Source organism: Bacillus sp. BACIII (genome assembly GCF_057836745.1).
Window position 1 is genome coordinate 2,241,390 of sequence record NZ_CM174437.1, and the last position, 17,044, is coordinate 2,258,433.

The 17,044-nt window shown below is 49.2% G+C and carries 13 protein-coding genes and 1 pseudogene; 4 read left to right on the forward strand and 10 right to left on the reverse strand.

The genetic code is table 11. From position 1 onward, the window contains the following. The first annotated feature begins 24 nt into the window (after positions 1-24). Positions 25-1,581, forward strand: a complete 1,557-nt coding sequence (locus tag ACXN9U_RS10830) for an ABC-F family ATP-binding cassette domain-containing protein (protein WP_012117051.1) — start codon at positions 25-27, stop codon at positions 1,579-1,581. 43 nt (positions 1,582-1,624) lie between these two features. On the opposite strand, the gene ACXN9U_RS10835 is transcribed toward ACXN9U_RS10830, so the two are convergent. From ACXN9U_RS10835 to ACXN9U_RS10845, 3 genes are all read right to left on the reverse strand, one after another. Then, the gene (locus tag ACXN9U_RS10835) at positions 1,625-2,809 is read right to left on the reverse strand and encodes an MFS transporter (RefSeq protein WP_489201634.1); all 1,185 of its coding nucleotides are present in this window, start codon (positions 2,807-2,809) and stop codon (positions 1,625-1,627) included. A gap of 63 nt (positions 2,810-2,872) precedes the next feature. Further along, positions 2,873-3,295 carry a MerR family transcriptional regulator gene (locus ACXN9U_RS10840; protein WP_489201635.1) on the reverse strand — a complete coding sequence of 141 codons (423 nt, stop codon included), beginning with the start codon at positions 3,293-3,295 and terminating at the stop codon, positions 2,873-2,875. A 180-nt stretch (positions 3,296-3,475) separates the two neighbouring features. After that, the gene (locus ACXN9U_RS10845; RefSeq protein WP_489201636.1) at positions 3,476-5,365 is read right to left on the reverse strand and encodes an ABC-F family ATP-binding cassette domain-containing protein; all 1,890 of its coding nucleotides are present in this window, start codon (positions 5,363-5,365) and stop codon (positions 3,476-3,478) included. 158 nt (positions 5,366-5,523) lie between these two features. Here ACXN9U_RS10845 and ACXN9U_RS10850 point away from each other — a divergent pair, with 158 nt between their 5' ends. Further along, positions 5,524-6,591 carry a tetratricopeptide repeat-containing glycosyltransferase family 2 protein gene (locus ACXN9U_RS10850; RefSeq protein WP_060963359.1) on the forward strand — a complete coding sequence of 356 codons (1,068 nt, stop codon included), beginning with the start codon at positions 5,524-5,526 and terminating at the stop codon, positions 6,589-6,591. Between the two features lie 46 nt (positions 6,592-6,637). Here the strand turns inward: ACXN9U_RS10850 and ACXN9U_RS10855 are convergent, their stop codons facing one another. The 3 genes from ACXN9U_RS10855 to yfmT form a co-directional block, all read right to left on the reverse strand. Then, positions 6,638-7,537, reverse strand: a complete 900-nt coding sequence (locus tag ACXN9U_RS10855) for an SDR family oxidoreductase (protein WP_032858503.1) — start codon at positions 7,535-7,537, stop codon at positions 6,638-6,640. 129 nt (positions 7,538-7,666) lie between these two features. Further along, on the reverse strand, positions 7,667-8,521 hold the full coding sequence (locus ACXN9U_RS10860; RefSeq protein ID WP_060963360.1) for a methyl-accepting chemotaxis protein: 855 nt from the start codon (positions 8,519-8,521) through the stop codon (positions 7,667-7,669). Between the two features lie 15 nt (positions 8,522-8,536). After that, complete coding sequence (gene yfmT, locus ACXN9U_RS10865; RefSeq protein ID WP_060963361.1) at positions 8,537-9,994, reverse strand: benzaldehyde dehydrogenase; 1,458 nt, start codon at positions 9,992-9,994, stop codon at positions 8,537-8,539. Between the two features lie 244 nt (positions 9,995-10,238). Here yfmT and bcaP point away from each other — a divergent pair, with 244 nt between their 5' ends. Further along, positions 10,239-11,624: a branched-chain amino acid transporter BcaP gene (gene bcaP / locus ACXN9U_RS10870; protein WP_060963362.1), complete on the forward strand. Its 1,386-nt coding sequence runs from the start codon at positions 10,239-10,241 to the stop codon at positions 11,622-11,624. A 116-nt stretch (positions 11,625-11,740) separates the two neighbouring features. Further along, positions 11,741-12,970: an MFS transporter gene (locus ACXN9U_RS10875; RefSeq protein WP_016936965.1), complete on the forward strand. Its 1,230-nt coding sequence runs from the start codon at positions 11,741-11,743 to the stop codon at positions 12,968-12,970. Between the two features lie 28 nt (positions 12,971-12,998). Here ACXN9U_RS10875 and ACXN9U_RS10880 read toward each other — a convergent pair whose 3' ends face one another. The 4 genes and pseudogenes from ACXN9U_RS10880 to ACXN9U_RS10895 all read right to left on the reverse strand — a co-directional run bounded on the left by ACXN9U_RS10880 (position 12,999) and on the right by ACXN9U_RS10895 (position 17,043). Beyond that, positions 12,999-13,937, reverse strand: coding sequence for a putative nucleotide-diphospho-sugar transferase (locus ACXN9U_RS10880; RefSeq protein ID WP_060963363.1), 939 nt, complete (start codon positions 13,935-13,937; stop codon positions 12,999-13,001). Further along, positions 13,934-15,113 (reverse strand): annotated as a pseudogene (locus ACXN9U_RS10885) (glycosyltransferase). The gene ACXN9U_RS10880 and the pseudogene ACXN9U_RS10885 overlap by 4 nt, the downstream one beginning before the upstream one ends. Positions 15,114-15,140: 27 nt before the next feature. Next, positions 15,141-16,052 (reverse strand): putative nucleotide-diphospho-sugar transferase, encoded by a 912-nt coding sequence (locus ACXN9U_RS10890; RefSeq protein WP_489201637.1) that lies wholly within the window; start codon positions 16,050-16,052, stop codon positions 15,141-15,143. Between the two features lie 22 nt (positions 16,053-16,074). Continuing rightward, a complete protein-coding gene (locus ACXN9U_RS10895; protein ID WP_045927122.1) occupies positions 16,075-17,043 on the reverse strand; it encodes a GDP-mannose 4,6-dehydratase in 969 nt (322 codons plus the stop codon). Between the last annotated feature and the right edge of the window lies 1 nt (position 17,044).

Consider the following 17,044-nt stretch of genomic DNA (forward strand, 5'->3'; position numbering starts at 1 on the left):
TCTGATAACGATAGAGGTGTAATGATGAGTATTTTATCCGTAAAAGATTTAAGCCACGGCTTCGGTGACCGTGCGCTTTTTAACAATGTATCGTTCCGTCTTTTAAAAGGGGAGCACGTCGGCTTAATCGGAGCTAACGGCGAAGGTAAATCAACGTTTATGAATATTATTACCGGAAAGCTTGAGCCTGATGAGGGAAAGGTTGAATGGGCGAAAAACGTGCGCGTCGGCTATCTCGATCAGCATACCGTGCTTGAAAAAGGCAAAACGATCCGCGACGTGCTGAAAGATGCGTTCCATTACTTATTTGCGATGGAAGAAGAAATGAATGAGATTTACAACAAAATGGGCGAAGCGGACCCCGATGAGCTTGAGCAGCTGCTTGAAGATGTCGGTGTCATTCAGGACGCCCTGACAAATAATGATTTCTACGTGATTGACAGCAAAGTTGAAGAAATCGCCCGCGGCCTCGGCCTGCAGGATGTCGGCCTTGACCGCGATGTCACTGACTTAAGCGGCGGACAGCGGACGAAAGTGCTCCTCGCCAAGCTGCTTTTGGAAAAACCGGAAATCCTCCTGTTGGACGAACCGACCAACTACCTTGATGAGCAGCATATTGAATGGCTGAAACGCTATTTGCAGGAATATGAAAATGCGTTCATCTTAATTTCTCACGACATTCCGTTTTTAAACAGCGTGATCAATTTGATTTATCATGTGGAAAATCAAGAGCTGACGCGTTATGTCGGCGACTACCATCAGTTTATGGAAGTATACGAGGTGAAAAAACAGCAGCTCGAAGCGGCCTACAAAAAGCAGCAGCAGGAAGTCGCAGAGCTGAAAGATTTCGTCGCCCGCAACAAAGCGCGGGTCAGCACGAGAAATATGGCGATGTCCCGCCAAAAGAAACTCGATAAGATGGATATGATTGAACTGGCGGCTGAAAAACCGAAACCGGAATTCCATTTCAAGCCGGCGAGAACGTCAGGCAAGCTGATTTTTGAAACGAAGGACTTAGTCATCGGCTACGATACCCCGCTGTCACGTCCGCTCAACCTCAGAATGGAACGCGGACAGAAAGTCGCCCTGTACGGCGCGAACGGCATCGGGAAAACGACGCTGTTAAAAAGCCTGCTCGGTGAAATTCAGCCGCTGGAAGGCACGGTGGAACGCGGCGAGCATCAATACACAGGCTATTTCGAGCAGGAAGTAAAAGAAACCAATAACAATACGTGCATCGAAGAAGTGTGGAGCGAATTTCCTTCCTTTACCCAGTACGAAATCCGCGCCGCCCTCGCCAAATGCGGCCTGACCACTAAACACATTGAAAGCCGCGTCTCCGTATTAAGCGGAGGAGAAAAAGCGAAGGTCAGACTGTGCAAGCTGATCAATTCAGAAACAAATCTGCTCGTGCTTGACGAGCCGACAAACCACCTGGATGTCGATGCGAAAGAAGAGCTGAAACGCGCGCTGAAAGAATACAAAGGCTCCATTCTGCTCATTTCCCACGAACCTGAGTTCTATATGGATATCGCGACGGAAACATGGAACTGCGAGTCTTGGACGACGAAAGTGCTGTAAACACAAAAAGGAACTCCCGCCTGTGCGGAAGTTCCTTTTTTTCTTAATGTCCGGCTTTTATTCCGGAGAGATGTTTGCGTCCTATGAGAAGGACAAGCATGCCGACAAAAACGACGATCCCGCCAACTGTATATGGTGTGCTTGCGGTAAAGTGTTCTGACAGCATTCCGGCAATCCACGGAGCGAGCGCACCGCCGATAAAGCGGACTGAGCTGTAGGCTGAAGACGCGATTGAACGTTCAACCGGCGCAGAACCCATCACAGCGGTTGTCATGATCGTATTCACCATACCGAGCACGGCACCGGCGACAACGATACATGTAATGATCAATGTCTGATGGTCAGTCCAGATCCCCATAACGATGAGAATGACCGCAAAGGCGATAAAGAGAACGACGAGCGAACGCACTGTTCCCAGCGCTTTGTGCAAGAGCGGCGCCGTAAAGACTGACGTAATTGCCAGCAATAACCCCCAGCCGAAGAAGACGTATCCAAGACCGTGTTCATCTAAATCCAGAACGAACGGAGAATAAGCAAGCAAAATAAAAAATCCAAAGTTGTATAAGAATGCCGATACTGCCATTGTCAAAAGGCCTTTATATTTGAGCGCCTTCATCGCATCAAACACACCGACGCGCTTCGCCGGTTTCGGAAGCTTCGGCAGCATGAGTGAAATCGCGCAAAGCGCTATAAACATCAGGACAGACACTCCGAAGAACGGAGCGCGCCATGAAATGCTGCCAAGCTCTCCGCCAGCAAGCGGCCCGACGGAAATCCCCAAGCCGAGCGCGGCCTCATACAAAATAATCGCTTTGGCGCTGCCGCCGACAGATACCCCGACAATGACGGCAAGCGCGGTTGAAATAAAGAGAGCATTCCCAAGCCCCCAGCCGCCGCGATAGCCGACAAGCTGAGCGATTGAACTTGAGCTTCCGCCAAGGGCGGCAAACACGATGATAAAAATAAGTCCGAGAAGCAGCGTCCATTTCGCGCCGATCCGGCTGGAAATCGCGCCGGAGAAAAACATCATAAAACCGGTAACGAGTAAATAACTTGTAAATAACAGAGATACTTCACTAGGTGAAGCATGTAATTGTGCGGCAATCGCCGGAAGAATCGGGTCGACGAGTCCGATTCCCATAAAGGAAATCACACAGGCAAACGCAACCGCCCAAACGGCTTTCGGCTGGCTGAATAAGCCTGTTTTCTGTTGTGATGATGTATCCATTTGATCAGACCTCCTATTTAATCCATTAAAAGAAACGCTATCTTCATAGCGTTTACAGCAAAATCATTCGATTGATTGAATGGCGCGGTCAGCTTTTTCTTTCATTCCGTTAAGGCGCTCTTTAAAATGCAGAAATGTGCCGATCTTCTCATCAATCATCTCAAGCTGGTGGTTCAATGCGTGCTGAATCTCTTCCAGCTTTGCTTTCCGTTCCTTCGGATCCAGTGACAACAAGTACCCCTCTTTGTTTAATTCCAGCTGACGGCTCATCTCCATAAACTGCTGAAGCTCCTGAAGGGAAAAACCGAGCACTTCTTTTGTGCTGGTGACTTTTTCGAGCTCCTCCATATCATCTTCAGAGTAAAGCCGGACGCCGCCTTCTGTCCGTTTAGGTGCAGGAATCAAACCAATCTCCTCGTAAAAACGAATGGTTCGTTTTGTCAATCCGCTTCGTTTGGCAACTTGATCAATCTTCATCCATTCCAAGGTGAATCCCCCTCTTGTCGTTTCTGTTTCTATTATACACCTTTTGAACCTTAACGTAAACGTAAAGTTTTGAAAAGGAATTTTTACTGGATAAACATCCATACCGCATAATGAACATCTGCTCATGACAAAAAAAGCCGGTATGACCCGCCATTTTCTCGGGGGCCGTACCGGCTTTTCTTAATTCTCAAGTTCTTCAATCATCAGTGACAATTCGGTCCAGCGCTCCATCGCCGCTTCAAGCTCTTCAGCCGTTTTTGCCTGTTCGGCCATCAGTTCTTGAATCTTTCCGAAATCACTTCCCGCTTCAGCGATTTCCGCTTCCAAACGCTGATGCTTTTCTTCAAGGCCGGCAATTTTGTCTTCGATGCCGTCCCATTCGATCTGATCCTTGTATGAAAGCTTTTTGCGCTTTTTCTTCGGCTCTTCTTCCGCCTTTTTCTCTTCGGCCGGCTGTTTTACCGCAGTCTTCTTCGCTTTTGCGTATTCCATGTATTCACTGTACGAACCTTGGAAACGCGAAATGACGCCTTGTCCTTCAAATACGATCAGGCGGTCCACGACACGGTCAAGGAAATAGCGGTCATGGGATACGGTAATGACGACGCCCGGAAACTGTTCGATATAATCTTCGAGCACGCTTAATGTTTCTGTGTCCAGATCATTGGTCGGCTCATCTAAAAACAGCACATTCGGCTCCTGCATCAGTACATTCAGCAAGTACAGACGGCGCTTTTCCCCGCCTGACAGCTTTCTGATATATGTCTGCTGCATCGGGCGCGGGAACAGAAAGCGCTCAAGCATTTGTTCCGCGGTGATGACATCACCTTCCGCCGTCTTGACGATTTCAGCCGTCTCTTTTATATAGTCAATGACTTTCATATCGCCGTTCATTTCGCTGTGGTCCTGGGTGTAGTACCCGATCCTGACCGTCTGCCCGATGGTAATATTGCCGCTGTCTGGCTGAATTCTGCCGGCGAGGCTGTTTAAAAGTGTCGTTTTCCCGATTCCGTTCGGCCCGATGATGCCGATTCTTTCACCCGGGATGACAAGCTCGTTAAATTGGCTGATCAGCGCTTGGCCGTCGTAGGTGAGGGTGACGTTTTCCGCTTCTATCACCTGTTTTCCGAGACGGTGGGACCCGATCGCGAAATCGAGCGATCCTGAGACTGCCGGCCCTTTTTGCTCCTTGAGCGCCTCCGCTCTGTCCACTCTCGCTTTTTGTTTCGTCGAGCGTGCTTTCGCTCCTCTTCTGAGCCACGCCAATTCGCGGCGCAGGAGGTTTTGACGTTTCGTTTCTTTCTGCTCTGCCAGCGCCTCCCGTTCGGCCCGTTTTTCCAGGAATACTTCATAGTTTCCCTTATACGTATAAAGGCTGCCTCTCTCAAGCTCGTAAATTCTGTTCGTCACCCTGTTCAGAAAATACCTGTCGTGCGTGACAAGCATGACGGCACCCGGATATTGCGATAAGTAGCCTTCCAGCCATTCAATCGTTTCATTGTCCAAATGGTTTGTCGGTTCATCCAAAATAAGCAGGTCCGCCGGCTGGATGACGTTTTTCGCAATCGCGACGCGCTTTTTCTGGCCGCCGGACAGCTCGCTGACATCCTTCATCAAGTCGGTGACACCGAGTTTGGTTAAAACCGTTTTGGCTAATGTATTCGCCTCCCACGCGTCATTCGCGTCCATTCTCGCCTGCGCATCAAGCAGGTGCTTTTGGCGCTGTTCATTTTCCGGCTCTTCATTCAGCTCCTGAAGCGCTTTTTCGTACTCCCGCATCGTTCTCATGACGGCTGAGTCGCCGGAATAAATATGCTCAAGGACGGTTTGTCCGGCAGGAAGCTCAGGGTCCTGATGCAAAAACTCAATATGCACGTTTCCTGAAGCCGTCATCTCGCCTTCCTCCGTTGATTCGAGGCCGGCAATGGTTTTCAGAAGCGTGGACTTCCCCGTTCCGTTCGGGCCGATTAAACCGATTCTTTCATTCTCTTCAATATGAAAGGAGATATGGTCGAATAATGTCTTTTCTCCGTATGTTTTATAAAGGTTTTCCGCTTTTATGATGCTCATGGTTCCTATCAATCCTCACGTAAGTTCATGTGTTCATTTTAAATCAGGCGCTGGAATAAAACTAGTAAAAGGGCAGACAAATTTCTTGGAAGCGATCATTTTGTCCGAAGAATGTTTCCGCCTCTCCTTTTATACACTGGAGGTGAAGAGGTGATGACATGATCAGCATCAGTTTATGCGTTATCGTGAAAAATGAAGAGGAAGTGCTTGCGGGCTGTCTTGATTCCGTCAAAGACATTGCGGATGAAATTGTGATTGCTGATACGGGGTCGACCGACCGGACGAAAGAAATCGCGGCCCGTTATACGGATAAGATTTATGATTTTGAATGGATCGATCACTTTGCGGCCGCCCGTAATTTTGCGTTTTCGAAAGCGGAAATGGAATATATTCTGTGGCTGGACGCCGACGATATGCTGACGGAAAAGGATCGTGAAAAACTGATTGAACTGAAGGCGTCGCTTTCAAAAGAGGTGGACGCGGTATCCATGTATTATCACGTCGGCTTTGATGATCGGGGAGAGGTCAGCTTCAGATACCGCCGCAACCGTCTCGTCAAGCGGGAAAAAGGGTTCCGCTGGATCGGAGCCGTGCATGAATATCTGGAAGTATACGGAAACATCATAGAAACCGATATCGCCGTCACACACCGCAAATCCGAGAAAAAGCACTCGCCTCCCTCAGACCGCAACCTGAGGATTTACGAGAAAATGGCGGAAAACAGTGAAACGATGACACCGCGCGATTTATTTTATTTCGCGAATGAATTAAAGGATCACGGCCAGTATCAGCGCGCCATTACGTATTATCACCATTTTCTTTCCACTAAACAGTGCTGGATCGAAGACGAGATCAGAACGTGCCAATATCTATTCGATTGCTACAGGGCGGTCGGCCATGAAGAGGCCGCCATGACGTCGCTCTTAAAATCATTTTTGATTGATTGTCCGCGGCCGGAGTTCTGCTGCAGGCTTGGCGACTATTTTGCGGAGAAACGGCAATACCGGCAGGGCGTGTTTTGGTATGAGCTCGCCCTATCCGCCACATACAGCGATTCAGGCTTTACCCAGCTCGAATATTCCACCTGGTATCCTCATCTGCAGCTCTGCGTCTGCCACTGGCAGCTCGGCGACAGAGAAAAAGCGAAGATTCATAACGACAAAGCCGCCTCCTATCACCCGTCACATCCGAGCGTACTGTATAATCAAAACGTGCTCGGCACATAACATCAAAAAAAGAGCTGCCCCCTGTAAGAGGGCAGCTCCTTATTCATTACGCCGTCGGAATACCTCCGCTGACACTGTAGATCTGGGATGTCACATAGCTCGATTCTTCTGAGGCCAAAAAGACATAAATCCCTGCAAGCTCCGCGGGCTGGCCGGCACGCTGTAATGGCACGGCCGGTGTTTCCTTGCCGAATTTCGGAATGTTTTCACCGGGCTGTCCTCCGGAAATCTGAAGCGGCGTCCAGATCGGCCCCGGCGCTACAGAGTTGACTCTGATTCCTTTATTCGCCAGCTGCTTTCCTAAGCCGACGGTAAAGCCGATAATGGCATGTTTCGTCGCGGCATAATCCAACAGCATCGGACTTGGATTGTACCCTTCGACAGAAGTTGTCGTGATAATAGACGCACCTTCCGGCAGATACGGAAGCGCGGCTTTGACGAGCCAATACAGCGAGAACACGTTGACTTCGAATGTTTGATAGATTTGTTCTGTGGCAAGATCGCTGATATCATCCACTGCCTGCTGTTTGCCGGCGACAAGAGCGAGCGTGTCAAGACCGCCAAGCTCTTGATACGCTTTTTCCGCCAATTCTCCGCAAAACGCTTCATCGCTTAAATCTCCCGGCAGCAGAACGGCTTTTCTTCCCTCTTTTTCAATTAACGCTTTCACTTCTTCAGCATCCGGCTGTTCCTCAGGCAGATAGTTAATCGCCACATCCGCCCCTTCCCGGGCATAAGCAATCGCGGCGGCCCGGCCGATCCCCGAATCGCCGCCGGTGACGAGGGCTTTTCTTCCCTTCAGCTTGCCGGCTCCTTTATAGCTTGTTTCGCCGCAGTCCGGCACAGGCTTCATCTCTTTCTGCAAACCGGGCGGTTCTTGATATTGTTTTGGAAATTCATCATGATCATATTTCGTCAGCGGGTTGTGCAGATTTGCATCAGACATACAAAACTCTCCTTTATCATTGGTGATGTATTGGTATGTGTACCCCTGAGCATAGCGGATCAAACGTATGAAATGCAGTTTCCGAATAATGGAGAGAAAACAAAAAAGGAGCCCATAAGCTCCCCTTTTTTATGAATCTCCGAGCACATTTTCAGCCATTTTCGCTAAATGCTGGGCGCTTCCTGAAATCTCCTGCATCGTGGCAGAAATTTGTTCAACCGCCGCCGCTTGGCCGTCTGTGTTCTGGTTGATGGATTCAATAGAGTCCTCCAGCCCTTTCAGCAGGCTGTGGATTTTTTTCGTAATCTGGTCAATTTGTCCGACGTTGTCTTTTGAATGAGTGGCAAGCTTGCGGATCTCGTCCGCCACCACGGAAAAGCCCTTTCCGGATTCTCCCGCTCTCGCGGCTTCAATGGCCGCATTCAAACCGAGCAGATTGCTTTGATCTGAAATGCCCTTGACAGTGACGGAAATGTCGGCGATTTCTCCCGCGCTTTCACTGACTTGTTTCGCCTGAACGGAAATCCCGGACATCTGTGATGAAAAGCCGCTGATGGATTCTGAAATATCCGCGATGGCTGAAGCAGTCTGTTCCACGACGGCGGACAGGCTTTCAGCGACATCATGAAGCTTGGCTGATTTTTCAAGGCTCGTGCCGAGACCGACGCCGCCGATGACTTTTCCGTTTTCATCGTGAAGCGGGATCGCTCTGGCGATCAGCGGAAATCCGAACAGCTCTTTCGGCACCATGCTTGTCTTTTTCTGATTCAAACGGATTGCGTCTGTAATGATGTCTCCTTTTTGGAGCGGGTCTCCCGGCTTTACATTAAGAGAAAACGTTTTAGCCGGAATATTCACGATTAATTTTTCTGTATCATAAATCCCGATGGTGATGTCATCTTGGATCAGGCTGTTTAAAAAAGGCGCAACTTTGACAAAAGCGTCAAGCAGGCTGTGCGTTTGCTGTTCCGTCTGTATACTCATTTCTTTCACTCCTTCTTAATATGGGAATTGCCGTTTTTCATGCTGAACCGAAATCCATTTCAGCGTAGTGAATTCTTCCAGGCTCCATTCGCCGTTCAGCCTGCCGAGACCTGATTGCTTCTCGCCGCCGAACGCGACATTCGGTTCATCATTAATAGTCGTATCGTTGACGTGAATCATGCCGGTTTCGATCCGCTTAGCAAACTCAACGCCGCGCTCAACGTTTGCCGTATGCACGGCTCCGCTTAAACCGAACGGTGTCGCGTTTGCGATGCTTACCGCTTCATCCTCCGTTTCAAACGGCATGATGCAGACGGCCGGACCGAACAGCTCCTCCTTCGCGATGCTCATCTCAGGTTTCACATCTTTTAAAATGACGGGCTCAGCGACCGTTCCGCTGAATCGGCCGGACAGCACCGGAACCGCTCCCTCTTCTATCGCTTTTTCGACAGACCGTCTCAGACCTTCCGCCTGCCTCTCATTGATTAAAGGCCCGATCACCGTGTCAGGGTCCATCGGATCGCCGACTTTCAGCGATGACACTTTCGCTTCGTAAAGCTCTGTGAATTTGTCATATACAGATGTGTGTACGAGCACCCGGTTCGCCGACATGCAGATCTGGCCTTGATGCGTAAACCGGCTGAATACACCCGCATTGACGGCGTATTCGAGATCAGCGTCCTCAAGCACGATCAGCGCGCTGTTTCCGCCAAGCTCCAACAGCGGTTTTTTAAAGTGTTTGATCGCAAGCTGTCCGATATAGCTGCCCACTCCGGTTGAACCCGTAAATGAGATAATCCGCGGCACGGGATGCTCAACAAAACTGTCGCCGATCTCCCCGATATCCGTCACGATGACATTCAGCAGCCCGTCCGGTACGCCGGCCGCTTCAAAAATCTTCGCAATCAGTGTTCCGCCGCAGATCGGTGTTTCTTCATGAGGCTTCAGCACAACGCCGTTGCCAGCTCCGAGTGCCGGCGCAACTGATTTCACCGAAAGGAAAAACGGGAAGTTAAACGGGCTGATGACCCCGACGACGCCGGCCGGTATTCTGTACAGCCTGTTTTCTTTTCCGTCAATCGTGGACGGGAGAATTTTCCCTTCCATCCGCACCGGAAATGTTGCGGCTTCTTTTATCATATTTTTGACAAGTCCGATTTCAAACTCAGCCTTCAGCCTTGTTCCGCCAAGCTCCTCCATGATTAAGTAAATGATCGCTTCTTCGTGCTCTTCGATGAAAGATACGGCTTTTTCCAAAATGGCCCGCTTTTTAAAAGGATTGACTTTGTCCCATTCTTGTTTCGCAAGAGCCGCGGCGCGATACGCCGCATCTACGTCATCAGGCGTCGCTTTTCGGAATGAGGTGATGACTTTCTGAGTATAAGGATTCCTGTTTTCCAATACGTTCCGGCTGCTCCCATCCCTCCATCGGCCGCCGATAAACTGCTTATTTAGTTCTTCATATTGAAACATGTAAACATCTCCCTTTCACCGAAACTTGAAAATAGTTGATGAGTCATTTTTTGTATCGGTCTTAACGTAAGAAAATTGAACTATTTCACAATAAAATTACTGTTCCTTCCGCACATCGACGCTTTTGAGCTTTTTCCTTTTAAAGTGGAAAATTCTTTAATTGACTGTGCGAAATTTCGACAATATAATACAAACGTCAGTGTATATAATGATATGAATATTATGAATTTTCAGGAGGACCCATATGTCTTTATTATTTCGGAAAAAGCCGATCGCCGACTTAAAGGCCCAGAGCAAACAGGCCGGTCTGGCCCGCTCGTTAAGCGCTTTTGACTTGGTTTTACTCGGAATTGGCTGTGTTGTCGGCACGGGGATTTTTGTAATTACCGGGACCGTGGCCGCAACAGGGGCAGGGCCGGCTTTGATTCTGTCGTTTGTGCTCGCGGGTCTTGCCTGCGCGCTCGCAGCGTTTTGTTATGCGGAATTTTCTTCAACCATTCCGATTTCAGGCAGCGTATATACTTACTCCTATGTCACTCTCGGAGAATGTCTCGCGTTTTTGATCGGATGGGACTTAATGCTTGAATATGTCATTGCGATCGCCGCCGTCGCAACCGGCTGGTCATCGTATTTCCAGTCGCTTCTTGCGGGCTTCGGGCTGCATCTTCCGGAGGGGCTGACCGCCGCACCCGGAAGCAAAGCGGGCGCCGTGCTCAATCTGCCGGCCGTTATTATTATTTTGATGATTACCGCGATTGTTTCAAGAGGCGTGAAAGAAAGCACCCGCTTTAATAATGTCATTGTTTTGATGAAAATTGCCATCATTTTGCTGTTTATCATCGTCGGATTCGGCTACGTGAAACCGGAAAACTGGTCGCCGTTTATGCCGTTCGGAATGAAAGGCGTCATCACGAGCGCCGCGACCGTTTTCTTCGCGTATCTCGGATTTGATGCTGTGTCCAACGCATCGGAAGAAGTGAAGAACCCGCAGAAATCAATGCCGATCGGGATTATCGGCGCGCTCGCCATCTGCACCATTCTTTACATTACCGTATCGCTCGTTCTGACGGGAATGCTTTCGTACACTAAATTAAATGTCGGAGATCCGGTATCATTTGCGCTGCAGTTTGTCGGCCAGAACAAAATCGCGGGCATTATTTCCGTCGGCGCGATTATCGGGATTACAACAGTCATGCTTGCTCTGCTGTACGCTCAGGTGCGTCTCACATTTGCGATGAGCAGAGACGGTCTTTTGCCCCGCGTATTTTCCAAGGTGCACCCGCGTTTTAAAACACCGTTTCAAAACACCTGGGTGACGGGGATCGTTGCCGCCGGGCTCGCCGGTTTGATTGATTTGGGAACATTAGCCCATCTCGTCAATATGGGAACCTTGGCGGCCTTTACGGTCATCGCGATCGCCGTCATCGTTTTAAGAAAGAAACATCCGGAGATCAAATCTTCCTTCCGTGTTCCTTTCGTTCCTTTTGTGCCGATCATCAGCGCATGCTTCTGCCTCTATCTCGCAAGCAGCCTGCCCGGCGTGACATGGCTTTCCTTTGTCATCTGGATCGCCGCCGGGATCGTCGTTTATATGGTTTATTCGAGAAAACACAGTTTGTTAAACAAATAAAAAGGGAGGCTCTTTTTTCGATTTGAGAAAGAAGAGCCTTTTTTGCTCTTGATCATTCATTCACCTTATGAATAATATGGTGTATGCTTTGCTTACATAAAAGGAGGAGAATCACTTTGGCAATTGCCGCACCGATGAAAGAAAAACCTGTCCATCGTCCCGATACAACCATGTATTCCATTTTATTGATTATCGGGATTTGTCATTTGCTGAACGATTCACTGCAAGCGGTGATTCCGGCGATGTTTCCTATTTTGGAACGTTCCATGAGCCTTACCTTTACACAGCTCGGAATGATCGCCTTTACGCTGAATATGGTGTCTTCCGTGATGCAGCCCGTCATCGGCTGGTATACGGATAAACGCCCGATGCCGTATGCCCTGCCGCTCGGACTCACCGCAAGCATGCTCGGCATTTTAGGTCTCGCGTTCGCCCCGTCTTTTCTGACGATTTTATGCTGTGTATTTTTTATCGGCCTTGGCTCCGCCGTTTTTCACCCTGAAGGATCGCGTGTCGCTTACATGGCCGCCGGCGAAAAGCGCGGCTTGGCGCAATCGATTTACCAAGTCGGCGGAAACACCGGTCAGGCGATGGCGCCCCTGATTACCGCGCTGATTCTCGTTCCGCTCGGTCAATTCGGCTCTGTCTGGTTTACGCTTGTCGCCGCAATCGCTGTGCTGTTTCTCATTTATATCGCCAAATGGTATAAAGGCCGCCTTATTCATTTGCGTGCCGCAAGTAAAAAATCACCGGCTGCCGCTGTGGAGACTGTGATTACAAAGCCGATTATTCTTGCCCTTATCATGATTATCTTCCTGATTTTCGCGCGTTCCTGGTATGTGAGCGCGATCGGCAACTTTTATACGTTCTATGCGATGAATGCCTATCATGTCAGCATTCAGCAGGCACAGAGCTACATCTTCGTCTTTTTATTCTTCGGGGCTGTCGGAACGTTTCTCGGCGGGCCGCTGGCAGACCGTTTCGGAAAGCGGAACGTCATTATCGTATCAATGATGGCATCGGCTCCCTTGACGATTTTCCTTCCGTTTGCGGGACCTGTCATCGCCTATGGCGTACTGGCGCTGATCGGCGTTGTCCTGATGTCCAGCTTCTCTGTGACCGTTGTCTACGCGCAGGAGCTCGTTCCGGGTAAAATCGGCACGATGTCAGGGCTTACGGTCGGGCTCGCCTTCGGAATGGGCGCGATCGGAGCCGTTGCACTCGGCGCCCTCATTGATTCCGCGGGATTGACGCCGACCATGACAGCCGTCGCCTTTCTGCCCGTTTTAGGACTGCTCGCGTTTGTCCTGCCGAGCGACAAAACATTAAAAGAATGGCATTCATAAAAAAATCCCTGCCTTTTCGGCAGGGATTTTATGTTTCAACCGTATAAAAATGAGTGTCAGGAACCGCATATTTCGGAATAAACCCGTCTCTGAAATCAGGAAACGCCTTTTGAATTCCATCAATCCATTTTTTTATGTTTTTGATGTACGGCACGTAAATCATATTGACTGTCGCCTCGTCATCAATGTGATAGTACCAGCACAGATTGAATTCGTTCTCCGTGACGAGCGTAAAGCCTGAAAAATGATAAAAAATCAGCGGGGTGTCATTGACATATACAGCCCCGTCACGCAGGCTGACTTCGTATTGCTCAATATTCCACAGCGCGGCATTCGCGCCGATCGACTCCGTGACATGAACGTTCTCAAACTGCGCGGGCCATTTTTCAACATACCTTTGGTCACCGTATGTCTTTTTTTCTTCATTCATCTCCACCGTACAATAGGAGATGCAATCCTGTCTCCACTGCCAGACCGCCCGATACGCTTCCTCAGTATTCCGCGCGCCGACAAACCCGGTGTTGTACTGCCCGGTCAGCTTGTAATAAGACGCAAACCGTTCTGAATTGCGGTGATCCGTCAGGAAAAGAGAAGCATCCGGCTTTTCCGCAAACAGCTCGCCCGCATCTGAGAAGAAAAAGAGATCGGTGTCCAAATGGGCAAAATATTCGGCTTCATCATACTCCGTCATCACATGGAACAGAAATGCCGGCTTCAGCGTCCAGCAATATTCATGAAACGTCCGCCCGCCCTTTGCTTCAAGCAGCTCCGGGTCCTCCATTTCATGGAGCTGAACCGCCGTGACATGCTCCCACGGCACCTGCTGAAGCAGTTCATACGCCTTCTTGTCGACACACAGCACATACAGATGAAAATCACGGCAATGCTCATGGAGAGAATGAATCATCGGCATCAGTTTAAAGATATGCGTTCTTGAAACAATGGTTGAAAAATGATATTTACTCACCATATCACATCCAATTTATTTAAAATCCACATGCAGTAAATCAGCAAACAGCGCTTTGAACGCTCTTGCAAAGTGCGTAACGCCCAGCTTTTTTTCCGCTTTTGACAAAAGCTTTTGGGCCTCCGGCAGATGAAAGCTGTTCGCCGTGATACGCGGGCTTTTCGTCCTCCAGTCCGGATCGAGGTTGCGGTCTTTAACCGCGTGCATCAGCTCAAGAAAGATGTACAGCAGGCTTTCATATTTCTCATAATCAAGCAGCACTTCGATGTCTGCCATAATGCTGTTGGTTAACTCCGCATCAAACGGGCCGTTAAACGCGAGGTGCACGTCAAGCGAATGAATGTCATTGTACTTGTCGCACATGTACGCGATATTCGCCCTGATGTCATCAACGGAAGCACAGTTGCTCGGATGCTCCTGATGGACGCTCATGATATCGCGCCGCAGCTGAAACGACAAGCCCGACTGGTGAAGCCTGATGCCGAGATCATAATCTTCAAAACCGTATCTGACAATGCCTTCATCAAACAGACCGAGATCTGCCACGTGCTGCCGTTTGACAGATGAATTGTTCGTAATGAAAAAACGCCACGGCAGACGGTAGCCTTTCAAGCCGTCTCCGTATTTTTCCAAAATGCTTTTCAGCACACGTATAAAATCGGTATCTAAGTCAAAGCATCGGTCGAGAAAGCTTCCGTCTCTGATGGCACTTTCATCAAGAAGCGGCTCTTTATCGCCCGGCAGCTCTTCATACAGTTCGGCGAGCTTTTCCTTATGCTCTTTTTCAAAACGGTCATAATAAAAGCTGTACAGCCGCTTCCAGAACATACCGCATACGACAAGATCGTCCCGGTTCTCATGAGCCTTGATATGCTTCGCCACCAAATCCTTTTCGGCAAGCATGTCACTGTCATGAAAAATCAAAATATCGCCTCTGGCATTGCGGACCGCCTGATTCCGGCCGTAAGCGATCCCTCTGTTTTCTTTAATTCTCACAAAAATCAGCGGAAAATTCGCGCTGAATGATTCGAGCATGGATAAGGTTCCGTCTTCCGAACCGTTGTCAGCCACAATCACTTCGAACGGCTCTGTGCATTCCTGTTCATTCAGGGACAGCAGACTGTTATAAAGCCGCTCCCTGGAATTATATGCGGGAACAATGACGCTTGCCTTCACTTTTGTTCACTTCCTGTATATAATCATTTATTTGTTATCGTCCTCAGATGCAAAGCCGCTGAACTCCGGACAGACGGCGCTGACCGTCCCGATCACCTGCTTCAGAATGTCTTTGTAAAGCTGATGGACAAACGGCAGGTCGGTCCGGGTCTTCTCGTGAATCTGCCGAATGTCGCCGGCTGTGATGATCCGGTATCCGCTGAAATGATAGAAAATCAGCGGACTTTCGTCTTCGAGCACAAGACGCCCGTCCTTCCATGAAAATGTGTGCCGGCCGTAATTCCAATGGCCGATATTCACACCGGGCGTTGTAATGTCACACACATTCGGGAATAGATCAGACATGTAATCCAAGTAGCCCTGATCTCCGAATTTTCCTTCACCCGGCGCATTTTTGCATTCTTCAAGACAGCGTTCTTTCCACCATCTGAGACAATCTGTGCCGGCCCGGTCGTTTTTGAAGCTGAGAAAACCGGAGTTATACCGGCCTAAAAGGCGCTGCAGCATGTCAATTTCCTGTTTTTCAAATGAGGGGATGACGATATCGCCCCGTGACAGAAGCACCGAACAATCCGGCTGATTTTCAAAAATCGGGCGCGGATCAGCGAAAAAAAACAAATCGGCATCAATGTACGTGACACGCTCTAAGTCCGGATGTCCGTCCAGCACGAATTCGAGAAATACCGGCTTCACCGTCCAGCAGTATTCGCTCTGATCTCTCGTCCGCTTCAGTTCAAGGAGCTCCTCATTTTCCAGTTCAGACACCGGAATCAGGGTGACATTATCCGGCTGCATTGCCTGAAGCACGTCATAGGTGTCTTGATCCATACACAAAGTAAAAATGGGGGCGTCAGCCTGAACCTCTTTCAATGAGCCGAATAAAGCGATGGCCTGATACAGCCTTCCTTTTGATAAAACTGTGCAATATGCGCTTGTCACGTCTTTATCACCTCTGTTTCTGTTACTTTTGAAAAAAGGCTTTATACCATTCGATCGTTTTTTCCAACCCTTCATCAATGGTATGCGCGGGTGTCCAGTTCAGAAGCTTTCTCGCCTTTTCCGCCGACAAATATTGATGCTTAATTTCGTGGCTCCCCTGGTTGAGCACTTTCGGCTTCAAGTCACTGTCCATAGCCTTAAGAATTTTTTCTACAAGTTCCAGCACCGTCAGCTGAATCTCATTGCTGAAGTTGAACGCTTCTCCCGCAAGATTGAGCTCCTCCATCTTTTCCGCCAGCAAAAGGTACGCCTCGACCGCATCCTCAATGTAAAAATAATCACGGATAAATGTGCCGTCGCTGCGGATTTCCGGCGCTTCACCGTTCAGCACGAGCTGAATCGTCTGCGGGATAATCCGGTTGAAATTCAAATCCCCGCCGCCGTACAAGTTGCCGCAGCGCGTAATACAAACCGGAAGGCCGTACGTATTAAAATATGTGTGGCTTATCAGATCGGCACAGCTTTTTGACACATCATACGGATGTTTGCCCTGAAGAGGCATGTTTTCATCGTACGGCAGTGCCGGCTGGTCGCCGTACGCTTTATCACTGGAGGCGACGATCACCCGCTTGATGAGCGGATGCCGGCGGCACGCTTCAAGGATGTTCCATGTGCCGAGAATATTGGCTTCAAATGTGGAAATCGGATTGCGGTTTGCGACGCCGACGATCGCCTGTGCTGCTAAATGAAAGACCGTGTCGATTTCATATTCGCCCAGCGCCCGCTCAATCACATCCAGATCTTCAAGAGCGCCCTGCACGATATTCATTTGCTTCACTTGCTCTCCCTGATACAGATTAGATTTGGGCACAGTGTCACGGACAAGTCCCGTCACATTGGCCCCCTGATCGATCAGTTCCTTTACCAAGCAGCTTCCTAAAAGACCTGTACATCCCGTCACAAACACATTTTTATTTTTCCAGAAACTCAAA

Coding starts and splice junctions, on each gene's coding strand:
- ACXN9U_RS10855 (WP_032858503.1), bottom strand. CDS start 7,537: ATGTCTGATGCAAATCTGCACAACCCGCTGACGAAATATGATCATGAT.
- ACXN9U_RS10860 (WP_060963360.1), bottom strand. CDS start 8,521: ATGAGTATACAGACGGAACAGCAAACGCACAGCCTGCTTGACGCTTTT.
- ACXN9U_RS10835 (WP_489201634.1), bottom strand. CDS start 2,809: ATGGATACATCATCACAACAGAAAACAGGCTTATTCAGCCAGCCGAAA.
- ACXN9U_RS10830 (WP_012117051.1), top strand. CDS start 25: ATGAGTATTTTATCCGTAAAAGATTTAAGCCACGGCTTCGGTGACCGT.
- yfmT (WP_060963361.1), bottom strand. CDS start 9,994: ATGTTTCAATATGAAGAACTAAATAAGCAGTTTATCGGCGGCCGATGG.
- ACXN9U_RS10850 (WP_060963359.1), top strand. CDS start 5,524: ATGATCAGCATCAGTTTATGCGTTATCGTGAAAAATGAAGAGGAAGTG.
- bcaP (WP_060963362.1), top strand. CDS start 10,239: ATGTCTTTATTATTTCGGAAAAAGCCGATCGCCGACTTAAAGGCCCAG.
- ACXN9U_RS10845 (WP_489201636.1), bottom strand. CDS start 5,365: ATGAGCATCATAAAAGCGGAAAACCTTTATAAAACATACGGAGAAAAG.